Source organism: Candidatus Methanoperedens sp., from assembly GCA_027460535.1.
Classification (GTDB): Archaea; Halobacteriota; Methanosarcinia; order Methanosarcinales; family Methanoperedenaceae; genus Methanoperedens.
In genome coordinates, this window is record JAPZAR010000017.1 from 1 (window position 1) to 16,262 (window position 16,262).

The 16,262-nt window shown below is 42.1% G+C and carries 18 protein-coding genes and 1 tRNA gene; 6 read left to right on the forward strand and 13 right to left on the reverse strand.

Annotated features, from left to right (window positions below):
- Positions 1-289 precede the first annotated feature (289 nt).
- The 5 genes from O8C65_07630 to O8C65_07650 all read right to left on the reverse strand — a co-directional run bounded on the left by O8C65_07630 (position 290) and on the right by O8C65_07650 (position 4,794).
- Entirely contained in the window at positions 290-946 is a 657-nt protein-coding gene (locus O8C65_07630; GenBank protein ID MCZ7356788.1) for a hypothetical protein, read from the reverse strand.
- A gap of 169 nt (positions 947-1,115) precedes the next feature.
- Entirely contained in the window at positions 1,116-1,565 is a 450-nt protein-coding gene (locus O8C65_07635) for a hypothetical protein (GenBank protein ID MCZ7356789.1), read from the reverse strand.
- A 478-nt stretch (positions 1,566-2,043) separates the two neighbouring features.
- Positions 2,044-2,400, reverse strand: coding sequence for a hypothetical protein (locus tag O8C65_07640; protein MCZ7356790.1), 357 nt, complete (start codon positions 2,398-2,400; stop codon positions 2,044-2,046).
- 450 nt (positions 2,401-2,850) lie between these two features.
- Positions 2,851-4,182 carry a tetratricopeptide repeat protein gene (locus O8C65_07645; GenBank protein ID MCZ7356791.1) on the reverse strand — a complete coding sequence of 444 codons (1,332 nt, stop codon included), beginning with the start codon at positions 4,180-4,182 and terminating at the stop codon, positions 2,851-2,853.
- 252 nt (positions 4,183-4,434) lie between these two features.
- On the reverse strand, positions 4,435-4,794 hold the full coding sequence (locus O8C65_07650; protein ID MCZ7356792.1) for a hypothetical protein: 360 nt from the start codon (positions 4,792-4,794) through the stop codon (positions 4,435-4,437).
- Positions 4,795-4,964: 170 nt separating this feature from the next.
- Between O8C65_07650 and O8C65_07655 the strand changes: the two genes are divergently transcribed.
- On the forward strand, positions 4,965-5,189 hold the full coding sequence (locus O8C65_07655) for a hypothetical protein (GenBank protein MCZ7356793.1): 225 nt from the start codon (positions 4,965-4,967) through the stop codon (positions 5,187-5,189).
- A 36-nt stretch (positions 5,190-5,225) separates the two neighbouring features.
- Here O8C65_07655 and O8C65_07660 read toward each other — a convergent pair.
- From O8C65_07660 to O8C65_07680, 5 genes are all read right to left on the reverse strand, one after another.
- A tRNA-Ser gene (locus O8C65_07660) sits at positions 5,226-5,313 on the reverse strand.
- Between the two features lie 28 nt (positions 5,314-5,341).
- Positions 5,342-6,346 (reverse strand): RNA-guided pseudouridylation complex pseudouridine synthase subunit Cbf5, encoded by a 1,005-nt coding sequence (locus O8C65_07665; protein MCZ7356794.1) that lies wholly within the window; start codon positions 6,344-6,346, stop codon positions 5,342-5,344.
- Complete coding sequence (locus tag O8C65_07670) at positions 6,334-6,855, reverse strand: AAA family ATPase (protein ID MCZ7356795.1); 522 nt, start codon at positions 6,853-6,855, stop codon at positions 6,334-6,336. The genes O8C65_07665 and O8C65_07670 overlap by 13 nt, the downstream gene beginning before the upstream one ends.
- Positions 6,856-7,725: an EMC3/TMCO1 family protein gene (locus O8C65_07675; protein MCZ7356796.1), complete on the reverse strand. Its 870-nt coding sequence runs from the start codon at positions 7,723-7,725 to the stop codon at positions 6,856-6,858.
- Positions 7,718-8,365, reverse strand: coding sequence for an adenylate kinase (locus tag O8C65_07680; GenBank protein MCZ7356797.1), 648 nt, complete (start codon positions 8,363-8,365; stop codon positions 7,718-7,720). Before O8C65_07680 ends, O8C65_07675 begins: the two co-directional genes overlap by 8 nt.
- A 219-nt stretch (positions 8,366-8,584) precedes the next feature.
- On the opposite strand from O8C65_07680, the gene O8C65_07685 reads away from it, so the two are divergent.
- The 3 genes from O8C65_07685 to O8C65_07695 all read left to right on the forward strand — a co-directional run bounded on the left by O8C65_07685 (position 8,585) and on the right by O8C65_07695 (position 10,712).
- Positions 8,585-8,779, forward strand: a complete 195-nt coding sequence (locus tag O8C65_07685; GenBank protein MCZ7356798.1) for a hypothetical protein — start codon at positions 8,585-8,587, stop codon at positions 8,777-8,779.
- Positions 8,780-9,072: 293 nt separating this feature from the next.
- Positions 9,073-9,309, forward strand: coding sequence for a hypothetical protein (locus O8C65_07690; protein MCZ7356799.1), 237 nt, complete (start codon positions 9,073-9,075; stop codon positions 9,307-9,309).
- Between the two features lie 8 nt (positions 9,310-9,317).
- On the forward strand, positions 9,318-10,712 hold the full coding sequence (locus O8C65_07695; protein MCZ7356800.1) for a radical SAM protein: 1,395 nt from the start codon (positions 9,318-9,320) through the stop codon (positions 10,710-10,712).
- Between the two features lie 46 nt (positions 10,713-10,758).
- Here the strand turns inward: O8C65_07695 and O8C65_07700 are convergent, their stop codons facing one another.
- The 3 genes from O8C65_07700 to O8C65_07710 form a co-directional block, all read right to left on the reverse strand.
- Positions 10,759-11,640: an ABC transporter ATP-binding protein gene (locus O8C65_07700; protein MCZ7356801.1), complete on the reverse strand. Its 882-nt coding sequence runs from the start codon at positions 11,638-11,640 to the stop codon at positions 10,759-10,761.
- A gap of 185 nt (positions 11,641-11,825) precedes the next feature.
- Positions 11,826-12,107 carry a Dabb family protein gene (locus O8C65_07705; protein MCZ7356802.1) on the reverse strand — a complete coding sequence of 94 codons (282 nt, stop codon included), beginning with the start codon at positions 12,105-12,107 and terminating at the stop codon, positions 11,826-11,828.
- 7 nt (positions 12,108-12,114) lie between these two features.
- Entirely contained in the window at positions 12,115-13,077 is a 963-nt protein-coding gene (locus tag O8C65_07710) for a tyrosine--tRNA ligase (GenBank protein ID MCZ7356803.1), read from the reverse strand.
- A 282-nt stretch (positions 13,078-13,359) separates the two neighbouring features.
- Between O8C65_07710 and O8C65_07715 the strand changes: the two genes are divergently transcribed.
- Together O8C65_07715 and O8C65_07720 are read left to right on the forward strand one after the other, a co-directional pair.
- Positions 13,360-14,808, forward strand: a complete 1,449-nt coding sequence (locus tag O8C65_07715; protein MCZ7356804.1) for a saccharopine dehydrogenase NADP-binding domain-containing protein — start codon at positions 13,360-13,362, stop codon at positions 14,806-14,808.
- A 33-nt stretch (positions 14,809-14,841) separates the two neighbouring features.
- Positions 14,842-16,020, forward strand: coding sequence for a type III PLP-dependent enzyme (locus O8C65_07720; protein MCZ7356805.1), 1,179 nt, complete (start codon positions 14,842-14,844; stop codon positions 16,018-16,020).
- Positions 16,021-16,262 lie beyond the last annotated feature (242 nt).

Below are 16,262 nucleotides of genomic sequence, written 5' to 3' on the forward strand. Positions count from 1 at the left end.
GGAGTTACTGGAGAATGTCTACACTGTTAACATCCATCATGGAGATAAGCTGTTAAAAAGAACGAGTTCTGTGACTGAAGAGCAGAAAAAAATTATGGATGTTTTTGGCTGTTGTCATAACCAAGGGTAAAAGTTGGGTAAATCTGCGTTCATACACCGATTACGGAAGAAAAGTGATTTATCGTATTTTCCTCATTGTAATTCGGGTGTCATTTATATCATGTAGATATGAACAGATGAAATAAAGATGCCTGTCAAAATTATTAAAAAAAGAAAAAATTTTAAACTGCTACGTCACCACTATGTCACCTGATGTTCCGCCGTCGACAGGAGCGTAATTGTACCAGGCTTGTTTCTTATATTGATATGTCCATCCCCAATGAGGCTGGGCGAAATCACCAACTCCGGTGAAATATGCGGAAAGGTAATTGAAGGTCGGAGTAATACCAGTTTGGCCAGCTCCATAAGTTCCCAAGAGAATGTCAGCTTTGGTTCCACTGAAGTTGAATGAGCCTATGGAACCCTTTGTTTTCCGAGTTCCAGGATCAAACGTTCCATTGAAGATTGCAATATATCCTCCTTTAAATGTTCCTGATGCATCCTTGAGTTGAGAAGAACCGTTTCCTGGGCTTAATGCACCTTTGAATGTCTGCCATTTTCCATCGTACTTCACCACTGCATAGAAACTGCCGTCTGGAACTTTCCAGACCTGCACTATCTTGTTGTAATTGTCGAGTGCCCAATACCCAACATTTCCAGAATCCTCATCATTCGTCACTTTTAATGATATGTCTAAGATCAATTTTGATCCACTTGGAACTCCCCGATCGTTTACGAAAGTTCCGAAGACTGGGTGACTCGGTGATGCAAATGCCGCCTGTGCCATCACAGATACCATTACCATGGCAAATATTAATGCCATGGATAGACTTCTCATTTTTTTCATTTTTTTTCTCCTTTATTTGATACTTACTTTATGGTAAGGCTCGCCTGAGGCAACCTTGTACAGCGCTTGATGCACTCACCGCACCACCCTTGCAGGCAAATCCCTGTGCATCTCGGATTTTTTAAAGCATGGTTTAAAAAATAAAAGAGGGATTTGTACCTCTCAAAATTTACGGATTTATTTGTATGTTTCCGGCTGTCAGATTCTCGTCCCGCGTATAGGCGTCTATAGTTATCATGAACATGTCAGGCGTTGGGGTCTTGCCGTTTTTACTGTTATCCATTACCATCACAGTAAAGGGGAATGCGCCAGTTCCGTTTATAGTCGCGAATCCGGTAAATGTTGCCGTATTGCCGGTGACTGTCAGCATCGTCACGTTTATTGAGTCAACGCTTAATGCGTTAGCGGGATCATCGTAATTCAGGTGTCCTGTTACAATCCCACTTACGTCTTTAACATTGAAATCGAAGTGCGACTCGTTGTTCATGTTAACAATCATTCCTCCGCCATTTGTCATATTTGCACCGGGCTTTGTAGCTACAGTTGTGGGGATCATAAAAGCCGCCACTACCAAAACTAACACCAGTGACAACACTGTTGTTCTCTTTTCTATTTTCATTCTATTTCCTCCCATATTTTAACCATTTACCTTTCGGCAAGGCTAACCTAAAGCTGCCTTGTATAGCGCCCACTCGGCGCTTGATGCACTCACCGCACCACCCTCGCAGGCAAATCCCTGTGCATCTCGGATATTTAAGATACGGTTTTAAGAAGAGGTGCCAGTTTTAAGCGTACAGTCCTTTGCATATATACAAATCATTTTTAGCACCCGCACCATACACATAATTATGATGGAATTTGCCCTATATAAGCCTTTCTAAATTATAATATCTGAAACTTGCGTTCATCTGCGGTTTTTGTCTTACAATTTTGATACCTTATTTTTCGGCAAATCCTTTGGTTGTGCGTCCTTGCCCACGAACATAAAGTGATGGGGGAAAATCCGGTTCAGAAGTGTGGATAATGTGTTATCTGAATACGAAAGATGTGTTATCTGAATACGATGAAACCACGCCAGTCGAATAAAAATATGAGAGTTACTTCGGATTCACTCGTATGAATAAATACCAGCTATATATCACATGGATAAATGCAATCAAAAAAATGAAGTAAGTAAGCTCAGCTAAATGGTAGTTATTTATCAAGTTCCCGATTGCACTTAACCTGCCCACGGGCTTGAAAAGTGTATTTAATGCAAGAGATAGACCCGCTATGGAGATAAACAACCATGTCTCCTGGATGATGCCGCCTTTCAGGAAAAGCCTGGCCTTCAATACGTCTCTATCCAGCCTGTGCATATTGAAAAGACCCAATCCACAGAAAAAGGTTATGCCAACGGCAGAGTTCACATCGAATATTTCCATAAATACATCAACAAATCCCATCGCATTCATCGCATTATATATTATTTAATCTCATATATATCGTTATTGTAGGTAGTATCAAGCCCCCGAGGTTTCGCCGATTAAAACCGCAATATTTATGTAAAGAAAGTATTATGCTGGTGTATGTGAGGAGCCAAAATAAGTAACATTTTTATAGATAGGATATTTGGATAGGATAGGAATTTAGGGCTCCTCAAATATAGAATGCTTTTTGATATTTAAATGATTTTTCCAGTATTATACCCAAATTCATCCTGAATCAGAGCTGGAAAAATGCGAAAGCTGGAAGTCAGCTTAAATACATGTGATAAATTGCCCCGGGGAATACCTCTCCGGAGACGCTGGAGAAGCTTATACGAGCCATGGTGCAAGTTTGTGGAAAAAATGGCTGTGTACGCTTCTCCTGACCATCGCTCTACCTGCGGTCATGACCTTCTTATTTAAAAAAATCGAATGGAATTACCGTCTCAACCTTGAAATACCCTGCCTTACTTTTAGACTCAATTTATCAGGCACGCATTCAAGCAGCTCTGGATCAAGGTAAACTGCATTTATCCATGCACGTGAGGCCCTATCGTAACTTCCAAGGTTATAGTAGGCAGATGCCATGCCGTGATGAGCTTCGGGAATTCCGGGATCGATTCTTAATGCCTCCTGGAACTCCTTGATGGCTTCTTCGTACATTCCGGACTCTGAATAGATGTTCCCAAGGTTATTTCGGGCAAGAACATATTCGGGGTTGATCTTGAGAGCTTCATTGAACTCCGTAATGGCTTCATTATTTCTCTTTTGCGCAGCATAGATATTTCCGAGGTTGTTGTGGGCAGGGGCGTAGCCCGGATCTATCCTGAGGGCTTCCCGAATCTCGACCAATGCCTCATCATATCTGCCTGAGCGGGCATAGATATTACCAAGATTGCTGTGCGCCTCCGTATATCCAGGATTAAGGCCGAGAGCCTCTAAAAGTTCCCTTATGGCGTCATCAGCCTTTCCCATTTTATCATAAGTAACAGCGAGGTTATTGTGAACTTCAATATAATCCGGATTAAGACGCAAAGCCGCCTTAAGCTCATTTATTGCATCCTCATATCTGCCTATCATGTCATAGGCGATACCAAGATTGTTGTGGATATTGTGGCTAAGACCTATGGAAGAAGTCACATGGAAGGAAGAATAATAATCTGTTAAAAGTTTTGAAGTCTCAACATCCATTCCATCTGTATTTTTTAAAGAATAATAATTTTCTTTCCGCTCGTAATACACAATGTCGATATCTTTTATTGAACCGATGCTATAATCCACGAAGATCATACGATCAGGAGGAATATCGATCACAAGAAAGACGTGCGGTCCTGAACTCGCTGCTTTTATCTCGGGAACTATGGAACTTGACAGGATGTAGCCAAGCTGGGTAATAGCCGCACATGATGCCAGGAATTCCTGCTCCTTCAATTTTTCTTTTTCAGGGATGCTCGATTTATCCAGCAGAGCAAAGATGTCTTGATTCGCAAGATCCAATCCGTTAACAAGAAGCATTATCAGCTTTGCAGGAAAATCGGGACGGTAGTAGCCCTTGTTTTCCAGATGAAGCATCAGGTCTTTGAGGGAATTTATTAATCCTGGCGTATCTTTTTCTTTTACGGCAGAGATCGCTGCTTGCTTTAGTATATCGAAATTTATCTCTTTGAATAAAATATCCAGTTCAAATATGATCTCTTGAATGCTGGTCTCATTATAGCCGAGATGCCTGAGCAGGTCTCTGACATCCGGGAAAGGTTCTGTGTCTTTCATTTTTCCACTTGGGTGCCTGATCGTTTAGGTTCTTCCCGGATCATCCTGGCGGACAGATATTCAAAAAGCAGATTTGAGGGACAGCACAGCTGATTCTGGTGGTATGGGTGGTTGGTGGTATGTTTAAGAAAAGTTTGACCATGCTGTCATTCCTCCCTGCTCTCAGAGGTTTCACCCGGAGAATAAGCGCCCAACAATCCTCCGGATTTCCTCTCATTAATGAGGTTTATATTGATCTTCACGTTAATAAATTTATTTCCAGAATTTCCACCATTTCTTAGACTTGGCCTCACTTTCCGGCAAAAGCATCTGATCGAATACCCGGGTTATCTTGCTGTATTCCATCTGCAAGAAACCCAGCTGGGATTCCATGCTCTTTATTCTCTCCTCCATCATCTTGCGCATTTGTTCTTTTTGAGCTAACTCGGACTTCAGGGATTCGGCTTCTTTCCGGCTGCTCAAATCCTCTTCTGTTTTGTTCAGGCTTTCTTCGGGTTTTTTCAGGTAGTCCTCAAGGATATTTCGATAAAATGCACCTTTTGGTGTCGGGCCCCTTTGCTCTTCCATTTTATTGAAGAATTCTTCTTCAACCCGGATGCTGATTGTCTTCATGAAACTGAAAATGGAACATAATGTATTAATAGTTTATACAAAAGATTTCATTTCATCCTGTTCCCGACCAAGAAGACCTTACGTCGGCCACCATGACCATCAAGTGAAAGAATAAATTTATAGAAGCATGGAGTATAAGTAAGGGCAATAGAGACCCTTTTGACTTCTGAATGCCAATAAGAAATCATAGATTGAAAAAACAGGCAAGAAACAACATGACGACTATAACCATAAAAAAAGAAACGTATACCCTAGATAACAGATTATTGCAGGATTTGGGATATATCTTAAAAGGGAGAGTATGGAGGAAAAAAATTGAAATGTCCCAGATTAGAGACGAACTTGAGAAACTGCAGGTATTGAAAATTCCCAATATAGAGATTATACTGGATTAAAGGTATAATCTCCCCGTGGAAACTGATGCATAGAAGTGGCGCCGAGGGGGAGACTTGAACTCCCGAGGGGCAAAGCCCCACAAGCTTTCCAGGCTTGCGCCTTAGGCCGCTAGACTACCTCGGCTCGTGCCTCTAAATATAACAGATGACTCTTATGCTTTTGCCTTCCATCCTTTGGGATAAGTGCCGGGTTCAAGAAGCACCCTGTCTGTCGCCGCCACTATGCCTGTCGCCGCTCTTAGAATTTCGGCAGACTTCATCTTCGCCTGGCCGAAAGCCACTGCTTCGCCTTTCAACGTAAATATCGCAACGGTATCCCCTTTCTCGATCCCCGTCTCGAGCGAGAGAACACCCGGCGCAGCCAGGCTTGCCCCGTGGCAGATGGCGTCAACGGCATTATCCCGGATCACTATCTTTGGAAGGTGGGAAAGGGCATACTCCAGGGGACTTATCACTTTCCTCAATGATCCTTCTTTGTCGCTTTCCTTCCATTCTACATACGCATCTTTCAGGTCGTGGAGAGTGACAAGGGTCTCATCCTCGCGAAAAGGACCGCTCTTTGTACGCCGCAGTTCCTGCATATGCGCGCCTGTTCCCAGAGCCATGCCCATATCGTGGCAAAGCTTCCTGATATACGTCCCTGCCTCACATCCTGCCCTGAAAAGCACATTTTCGCCATCGAGTTCCATAAACTCCAGATAATAAATATTCCTTATCCTTGTTTCCCTTTTTACTGCGGATTTTATGGAAGGCTTCTGGTATATCGGGCCTGTAAAGTCGGAAAACACGCTTCTTATCGTCTTTTCGGGCACGACGGAGTGAAGTTTCATCATGCACACATATTCCTTGCCCGCTGTAAGAAGTGCATCCACGGCTCTGGTGGCATCCTCCAGCAGAATGGGAAGCAATCCTGTAACATTTGGATCAAGGGTTCCGCTGTGTCCAGCTTTCTCAAGCTCCAGGATTTTCTTCACCCAGGACGTGACCTCGTGACTTGTGGGCCCGGCAGGCTTATCAAGGTTAATTGCTCCTTTTCGAATATATTCCTGTATCAGCCTGTCTTTTGGCCGTTTCCCAAACCGCTCGTCCGTGGAGTCCTCAGATTTTATCAGTATCTCTCTCTTTGTTTCTGAAGGTAACTGGTTCATGTTAAACATTCAACCGCTTTAATGACTATTTCACTTATCTCTTCAGGTTTCCACCTACTGGAATCGATCACAAGATCGTACACGGACAGGTCATTTATATCTATATTGTAATAATTTATATAGCGCTCACGTTCGCAGACTTCCCTTTCTGACGTCTCTGACATCGCATCTGGAACTGATTTGCTTTCCCTTTTTGCGATACGTTCCGCCCTGATCTCAATGGGGGCTTTCAGCCAGACCTTGAGGTCTGCATCCACCAGAAACCCCGAAAGTCTCCCTTCAAGAAGGATATCATCCCTTTCAATAGCTATTCTTTTTTGCATCGCATCGATTTCCCGGTCTATATCCCCATTATTTCTTGCAAGTATCCCGAATTCAGCGAGACACATGCAGCGGTCTTCTGCGCATTTTCTGAAAACATCGCCCATGGAGATAAGCTCAAGACCAAGCTTGACCGACAATATCTTTGATAATGTGCTCTTCCCGCTGCCCGGTGGTCCGCTGATTGTGAGTATCAATTACATTCCGCCTATATTCAATGCCTTCCTTGTCATCTGGCTCACGGGGATCGAACACAGGAAATACCAGAATAACCAGTACTGGAATGGTCCGAACAGCGTTGCGTTCATATGCTGCTTACCCCAGAAAGGAAAAATCATCGTAGATGGTGGTGCATAAATGTTTAGCTTGCCATTTTCCGTTGTGGCATTGAATTCCTGGGTTTTATCTCCTTCTGTTTTAAGTAATACCTTAGTTTTCTCTTCATTTAGGCTGAGAGAGAGAAGGTTTTTTGGGTCGGATACTGTGATTACTCCACCATCACTGCTCTTTTCGATTGTCGCGTTTTTCACCCACTCAACGCTCTGAGTTTTCTCAAGAAAAGTTATCAGTTTACTGCTGTCGTTTATTGGTATGTCATTCCAGCTAAAATACTCTGGAGTTATGACTGTATATGCCCAGAAGAAGAGCGGGATTGAAATAATGCTTATATACAGCATTGGTTTGAACTGCTGTTTCATCATCTCCATCTGGTCTCCCATCATTTCAGCGCGCTGGGCTTCCAGTTTTTTCATTTTCTGGGCATTGTTGGCGAGCTGCGCCTCCTTGAATTCGGTCTGCATGGTCTTCATTTTTTCCTGGACGCGCCTCATCAGATTCCAGTCCATTGTGTATTTCTGGATGAGGGATGCGTAAAGACCGGTGATCGCGGCAAGGAGGAAAATTATAATGTAGGATTCTTTTTCCGGAGGGAATAAATCCAGGAGCGGATTTAAGATCGTTCCCACGAATTTGCCTATTTCGCTCCTCAAATTCGGGAATAGCAAGATTCCGAACATCAGGAATATCCCAAGGTACAATGCCATCTTTTTTATTATTTTCTTAAACATACTGCTCCAATACTTTTTTAATATCCTCGAATATCTCAGGGATTTCCTTCCCCCCTTCTATCGGCCGAAGAAGACCTTTTTTCTTATAATATTCAATCAAAGGCTTTGTTTGTTTCTTATATACAATGAGCCTGTTCTTTACTGCTTCGGCCTTATCATCGTCCCGCTGGTATAATTTGCCGTTGCACAGGTCGCAGAATCCATCTTTCCCCGGAGGGATAAAGACCACATGATAGCTGGCGCCGCACACGCACATCCTCCGCCCTGAGATGCGCCTCACCAATTCCTCGTCATCGACCTCGATGTTCAGGACTATATCAAGCTTTTTATTCGATTCGGTAAGGATCATCTGGAGGGCATCTGCCTGGGGTATGGTCCTGGGATATCCATCCAATAAAAAGCCCCCGGAGCAATCCTGCCTTGATAATCTGTCTTTTATGATTGTTATCAAAAGCTCATCCGGGACAAGCTCTCCTTTTGACATGTAGGACTTTGCCTTTAAGCCGAGGGGCGTATTGTTGCTTATATTCTCGCGCAGTATGTCACCTGTGGATATGTGAGGTAGAGAATAATAATGCGCTATTCTCTTCGCCTGTGTGCCTTTTCCGGCCCCAGGGGGACCAAGTAAAATAATGTTCATTCAAATCGATTCCCGTATGTTGAGTTGTATATTAAAGCTTATTCAAATCCGTTTTATATTTGAAAAAAAATTTGATTACCAATTGATCTGTTAAAATTGCTCTATAAATTTTTTTTTGTCCGCATGACGCAATGTTTATTAACCAGGAGTTTATATATAATCCATCAGGGAAAAATGGGAAAAACGGATTTTGCATAATAAGATGGAAGGAGACAATCAATGTTAGAAACACCGAGAGAGAGAGTGGAATTGTTAAAAGCAGGGATCAGCGGCAAAAAAATAGAAGAGCTATACATAAAGCATAATAACTTTAGAATAGTGGACGGCCCGTTCTTTTTCGAGATGGTCGAAATTGATACCAGGGGAAATCAGAATTTCATTCAGGAGACAGCAGCCGCCTGCGAGTACGTTTAGGTTGAAACCGGCCCGACTAATGAACGCGCTCATCAGGGGAGTTGCAGGCTCCCATGCTTTCTCTAATTCATAAGTTTGAGGAATATCTCTTCAGGTGATTTCTGTCTTTTGAATATCTATTGCCATTCCATTGTTTAGATTAACCAGGGCATAATCCTGTTAAAATCAACCAGATTTCTTTGTGTGCGCTATGAATTTTTTTTCCCATTAGCACCCTCCGAAATTATTATATACCAAATGCAGACATTATATATAATCGGGAAATATTATTTAATAAAAAGGAGGTGAGAGTCGTGGAAAAGGAAGCTATAGGAAAAAATATATTGATCAATCTTAAGCGGGTTGAAAAGATTGATGCTGAGTCTCAAAGGATAATTAAAGATTTTGAGAAACAAACTGGGAAACCCCTAAAAGGTTCAACTGGATTTGTGCTTTCCATGCATAAAGTGCCGGTAATGGGATCAACTGGTTACTGTCAATGTAAATGCAGCAGTACGAGCGATTGCGGGGGCGGCGGAGGAGGTTCATAAATGATAGTTTGAAGCTTCGGCAGAAGCCATTAATTGATAAGCTTTCTGCCGGGCATTTCTATTCGTGGAAGATGGACGCTATGAAACTTAATAAGAATTTAATATTACCGCGATATTCTTCTTTCAATGTATATAAAAACAATAGTGATTATTTTATCATTAATCCTGAAGTAAATTTTTGGTTTAGATTATCTAAAGAACAGTTCCTGGCGTTTAAGCTGCTAGACGGGAAGTCAACCGTTGATGAATTGCTTAACAAAATAGATGACAATCTTCCAGAATCACTGCGGGAAGCCTGTATTAAATTTATTGAAGAAATTGCCTTGAATTACCCCGCGAAGTCTATCGCTCTTCCTAAATCAACATTATTATCCACAATGTATCTGGTATTGACAAATAAATGTAATTCTAATTGTTTATATTGTTTTCGTGATTTGGAAGGTTCTCATGGTATTGATGGGCACAGTGCTTTAGATAAGAATTTGATAAAGAATGCTATCCTGTCTTTCAGAAATATAGCTGTCGCTAATCCTGCAATCGTTTATACAGGAGGGGAACCGTGTTTGTTTCCTGAGTTGATTGAAATTGCAGATTTTGCTAAGAAAAATAATATTGAAAACGTGCTGCAAACAAACGGTTTGCTCATCAATGAAAACAATGCCTCGTTATATGCCGAAATATTCGACAAGATCCAGATTAGTTTGGATTCTACCAATGAAGAAGTAAACGACTGGTTGAGAGGAAAAAAAGGGCATTTCAAAACCGTAAAGCGTGCTATGGCATTGTTGCGTAAATATGATGTAAAGATTAAGTTAGCGGCTACTATTACAAAAAAGAATTTTCATGACATCTCAAACATAAAAAAATATTTCCCGGAAATTGAGTTTCAATTCACCCCCATGCTCCAGATTGGAAAAGGGAAAGAAAACTCTCATTTGTCGTTCTCGCCAGATGAATTTCTTGAACATTTAGTTAGTCTACCCGATGGTTCGAAAACTCTAACTGTTAAAAATATTCCTGAATTCGGAACAAAAAACCAGATGTGTGGCGCCGGAACATCTATTTTGAGTATTTCCTCAAATGGAGATGTCTTCCCCTGTCAAATGTTGCATCACCCAGATTTTTATTGTGGGAACATAAAAAATGATTCGTTAGAAAATATATACCATTCTTCGGAAACAATAGAAAGATTTAGGACACTTACAATTGATATGGTAGATAGTTGCAAGGATTGTGATGTACGCTATATTTGTGCAGGAGGCTGCATAGCTAATGGATTTTGGCTTAATAATGCCTTTCCGGTTAAAGATTATTTTTGTGAATTTAACAAAGAACTCTATTTTTATAACATGATTAGCAAATTTAAGGAGATCAATCTGACAGCAACTAATACTTTTGCATGATGCGATATCAGATCATAAATAAGCCAAAGAATGGCTCGACGTGAGGCTAATTCATAAGTTTGAGGAATATCTCTTCAAGTGAAGTTTCTATTGTTTTAATATCTATAATCATTCCGTTGTTCTTCACAACCCAACCAGTGATTCTGTTGAACTCATCCAGATCATTTGTGCGTGCTATGAAAGCCCCGTTCTCTTTTGATGCTTTGAAATCAAATTCTGCCTCAGCATTGAACTTGATTATGTATTCAATGCCACCGCACATTTTCTTTATCTCTGCCATTGTGCCGCAGGCTATTTCCTTTCCTTTATTCATTATCAGCACGCGGTCGCACAGGCTTTCCACCTGGTAAAGGTTGTGTGCGCTGAACACAATGGTCTTTCCCTGATTTTTAAGTTCCGACACGAAATCTGCGAGATATCTTGATGTCGTGGGGTCAAGACCCGATGTCATTTCATCCAGTACCAGGTATTCGGGGTCATTGATCAATGCCCGGGCGATAGCTACCTTTCGCTGCATCCCCTTTGACATATCCCCTATCCTTTTATTTGCAGCTTCGAGCCGAAGCGCGCCCAGTATCTCCTTTATCCTATCCGAGGCAATACCTTTCTTGATCCCGTAAATTTCCGCGAAGAAAAGAAGATAATCATTCGCAGTCATTCCTTCATACAGGGGACTTTCTTCTGGCAAAAAACCAAGTTTCTGTTTTATTTTCTTCGAATCCTTTTTGAAATCCATTCCTTCTATCCCTATACTTCCACTCGTAGGGGTGATAAGCCCGCTCAGCATTTTCAGGGTGGTGGTCTTGCCCGCGCCATTCGGCCCCACGATGCCGAATATCTCACCTTTTTCAATCCCGAAGGTCAGGGACTCGACCGCTGTAAATCCATCGTATTCCTTATGCAGCCCTTTTACCTCGATCTCTTTCATAGAGTCTATTATTTAATCAGCAATAATATAAATACGATGGGTATAATGAAAAACCGGCTAATCAAGCTCCTCAATAACCGCTGAGAAAGTTGCGCCAATCATTGACCTGAGAAAGCGGTCTTTTGACAGGGAGCTGCAATGAATTTCGTCGAAAGTCCCCTCGTTAGAGATTTTCAGCGCACCTATCACGATTCATAATCCACACTGATTGCCGAATCTCTCACCGACGTGATATATTTTGACACCTCAACGTGAACAGGATTCGCCTGGTATGTTTTCATGTCCTCCATCGAGTCAAATTTTGTCACAAGGGCCAGATCATACGAACGCTCTGAGTGCAGGATATCAATCCCAGCCTCCAGATGACGCAATTGCGGGATTTTGCCCTTCATACTCAGCAGCAAATCCCTGGCTTTTTCAATACTCCGGGGATTTCGGTCTTTAAATTTAAAGAACACTATATGCATGAACAATTCAGTCCACCCCCTGCATCAATTTCCTCACCGGTTCTAATATCTCGTTCATGTATTCGGCAGCCGCTGTCTTCAAGTCCATCGGGTGAAGTTTGCGCTCGCCAAAATCTGATTCAAGCGCCTCGTAACTCCCATAATTCAGGTCGCCGCCATACTTTTCGGGGCGCTTCACGATTATTTCTGGATAGCGCGGCATGATATGGAATCTGAATAGTGAGAGCACAGGGTTGTCTTTCACCCCGCCTTCCACGCAGAAAGCTCCTTTCATTTTCTTCTTAATATCCTCCGGCGTGTCATCCACTGAAATGTAATTACCTTTGCTTGATGACATCTTCTTCCCGTCAAGACCGAGTAGGATGGGGGTATGGATGCAGACCGGCGCCCTGTACCCAAGCTCAGGCAAACCTTCTCGCGCCAGCATGTGAATCTTTCGCTGGTCTATGCCGCCCACGGCCACATCAACGCCGAGGTGTGCTATGTCCAGCGCCTGCATTAGGGGATAGATCATCTGCGAAACCTTGGGGTTCTCCGCATCCCGGCTCACCTCATCCATGCTGCGCCGCGCCCTATTCAGCGTGGTGCTGCGAGCGAGTTTCAGTACATCCAGCATGTAATCAGGCTCTAATTGGTATGAGGAGCCGAGAACGAAATTTGTTTTTTCTTCGTCAAGACCGAGCGCAATGAAGCATCTTTTATTATATTCAGCGATTTTCCTCACTTCATCCATGGTTCCCTTTTCATTGAGATAGGCATGGACATCCGCAAGAAGCACGGTTATTTTGAAACCTGCATGCTGGAGATCAAGGAGCTTGTTCACCGTAAGTACATGGCCCATATGGATCTTCCCGCTGGGTTCGTAGCCCACGTAAGCGCTGGGCTGCGTTATTGAGTTAATGAGCGCTTCTAATTCTTCCTGGGTGACGATCTCTTCGGTGTTTCGCGTGATCAATGCTAATGTATCCATGTTCGAGAACTCCTTTTGCTCCGCGGTTCTATGTCAGGCATACACATATACTCTGCGGATTATAGGAGAATCGGAGTCTCTTATCACACGACATTGCCATAAATCGGTGGGGCATCAGTTGGTATTCAATACGAAGAATTATATCTTCGTGTTACGTGTACGTTCCAACCAAAGAAGAAATGGATATGCCAATTATGCTGAAGGAGCAATGATTTTTTCGAATTAAGGAAAAATTTAAAAACTATGAATAATTATTAGGCCTTTTGCGGAATGAAAAAACTAATGAAAAAGAAATTTAACAATAAAATCCTTATTATCGGTTATGGTTCAGTTTCGCAATGCACCGTGCCCGTTTTATTGGATAAAATCGATGTCTCGCTAAACAACATTACTATAATTGATTTTGAAGACAAATCAAAAGCCCTGAAAAAATATACTGATCAGGGATTAAAATATTTCCGTGAAAAAATTACCCCGGAAAATATAGATCAAGTTTTGTCAAAATATCTGGATAATGGGGACTTGCTCATTGATTTAGCATGGAATATCGGCGCCAATGATATTATTAAGTGGTGCCATGAACACAATGTATTGTACGTTAATACTTCGATTGAACTCTGGGATCCTTCTGAGGGAATTTATACGAAGAGCCCGTTTGAAAAATCGCTTTATTGGCGGCAAATGCAGTTGCGGGATCTTTCCCTTAATTGGAAAGATGCGCCGACGGCTGTTGTTGACCATGGCGCTAATCCCGGCCTCATTTCTCACTTCGTCAAGCAAGGCCTATTGGATATTGCTGCACGTATCTGTGCTGATAAGAAAGTTTCTCAAGCAGACGAAGAGGAAATTTGCCATCTTGCGAAAAACTGGGATTTTGCCCAACTCGCGAAGAAATTAGGAATTAAGGTAATCCATTGTAGTGAGCGAGATACTCAAATTACCAACAAGCCAAAATTGGTTAACGAATTTGTAGGGACGTGGAGCATTGAAGGATTACGGGAAGAAGGAACTGCTCCGGCTGAATTGGGCTGGGGCACGCATGAGAGGAAGCTGCCTTCTTTGGCCAATATACCTCCGTGCGGACCTAAAAATCAAATTTTTTTGCCTCAAATGGGCATCAATACATGGGTCAGATCGTGGATACCGGATGAAGAAATTGTCGGTATGATGATCCGCCATGGTGAAGCATTCGGTCTTTCAGACCGATTAACTGTTTGGGAAAATGGCAAGGCGATCTACCGGCCTACCGTAAATTATGCTTATATGCCCTGCCATGAAACGCTTTCTTCGCTTCATGAATTGCGCGGCCGGAATTACGAAATCCAGCCAAAGATCAGAATTATGACAGATGAAATTACATCTGGCGATGATACTTTGGGAGCGCTCTTGATGGGGCATTATTATAATTCCTGGTGGACGGGCAGCTCTTTAAGCATTGACGAAGCCAGATCTCTCGTTCCGGGCCAAAACGCTACCACCCTTCAAGTTGCGGCAGGTATTGTTGCTGCCATACTCTGGATGCTTGAAAATCCGCGGGAAGGTATTAAATTGCCCGACGACCTGCCTCATGATTTTGTTCTGGATATTGCTAAACCGTATCTTGGAAAATTTATTTCCACTCCGTCGGACTGGACGCCTCTTAAAAATCGCAAAATATTTTTTAAAGAAAATCCTGCCGCGAAATCCAATCCTGATCCCTGGCAATTTGAAAATTTTCTTTTTATAGATTAATAAGAACAATTGTTAATAATATCGGATACAATAATGATCGAAAAACAACATAAAATTTTAGAAAAAATTGCCCGGGAACACGGTACGCCGGTTTTTATTGTAGATCATGAAAAGATCAGGAAGAATTATCGTGAATTCAGGGAAAAATTGCCTGACGTGCAGGCATATTTTGCTGTTAAGGCAAATTCCAATCCTGAAATTATCAAAACTATGTATGATATGGGAGCAAGTTTTGACGTGGCTTCTTTCCCTGAATTTATGCTTGTTCATAATAATATCAAGCATTTGCCAGAAAAAGAACGGCAGGATTTTATCTGGGACAAAATTATCTATGCTAATACCATCAAGCCTGCCGAAGTCCTGGCTAAGTTAAATGAATATAAGATATTAGTTACTTTTGATAACGTTGAAGAATTGAGAAAGATAAAAAAACATGCCCCGGATGTTGGTCTGGTTCTAAGGATCCGCGTACCCAATACCGGTTCTATGGTTGAGCTTTCCTCAAAATTTGGAGCCCATCCTGGAGAAGCGGTGGATCTTATCGCTGAAGCCGTGAATTTAGGGCTTGGAGTTGAAGGCATTAGTTTCCACGTGGGCAGCCAGTGCAATAATTTTGATAACTATTCGCAAGCTTTGAATTTCGCCTCCTCGATTTTCAAGGAAGCGGAATTGAGAAATTATCAAATTGGGTTTATTGACAAAGAAGGCAAAAAACGAAAGATTTTGGATATTGGCGGCGGCTTTCCGGTAAAGTACACGCCGGACGTAAAATCTTTTTCCGCCCTGTCTGAAATTTTGAATTCGGAAATAAAGCGTTTGTTCCCCAATGATGATATTCAGGTTATTGCCGAGCCGGGAAGATTTATGGTGGCAACGGCCTGTACCTTGGTCACGAAAATTATTGGCAAAGCTGTTCGTGATGGAAAAACATGCTATTATCTGAACGACGGTGTTTATCATACTTTTTCCGGACAGGTTTTTGATCATCAGCACTATCCGCTGCATTCCTTCAAGGGCGGAGAGAAAAAAGTTTGCGCTACATTTGGCCCCACTTGCGATGCTTTCGACACTATTTCGCTGGCCGATGAGCTGCCGGAAGATCTGCAAATTGACGATTTGCTTTATGCTGAAAATATTGGTGCCTATACGATCGCTTCAACCACCTATTTTAACGGTTTCCCGCCTCCAAAAGTGGTGCATTTGAATAAATAAGGTTCATCAATAACGATTCTGGCACATGTAGAATATTTCCAGGATAAATTTATGTTAAAACATTTCCAGTTCTTCAAAAACTTCAAAGCGATCTTTATTAAAAGTAAATAACCCAACTTTTACCCTTGGTTATGACAACAGCCAAAAACATCCATAATTTTTTTCTGCTCTTCAGTCACAGAACTCGTTCTTTTTAACAGCTTATCTCCATGATGGATGTTAACAGTGTAGACATTCTCCAG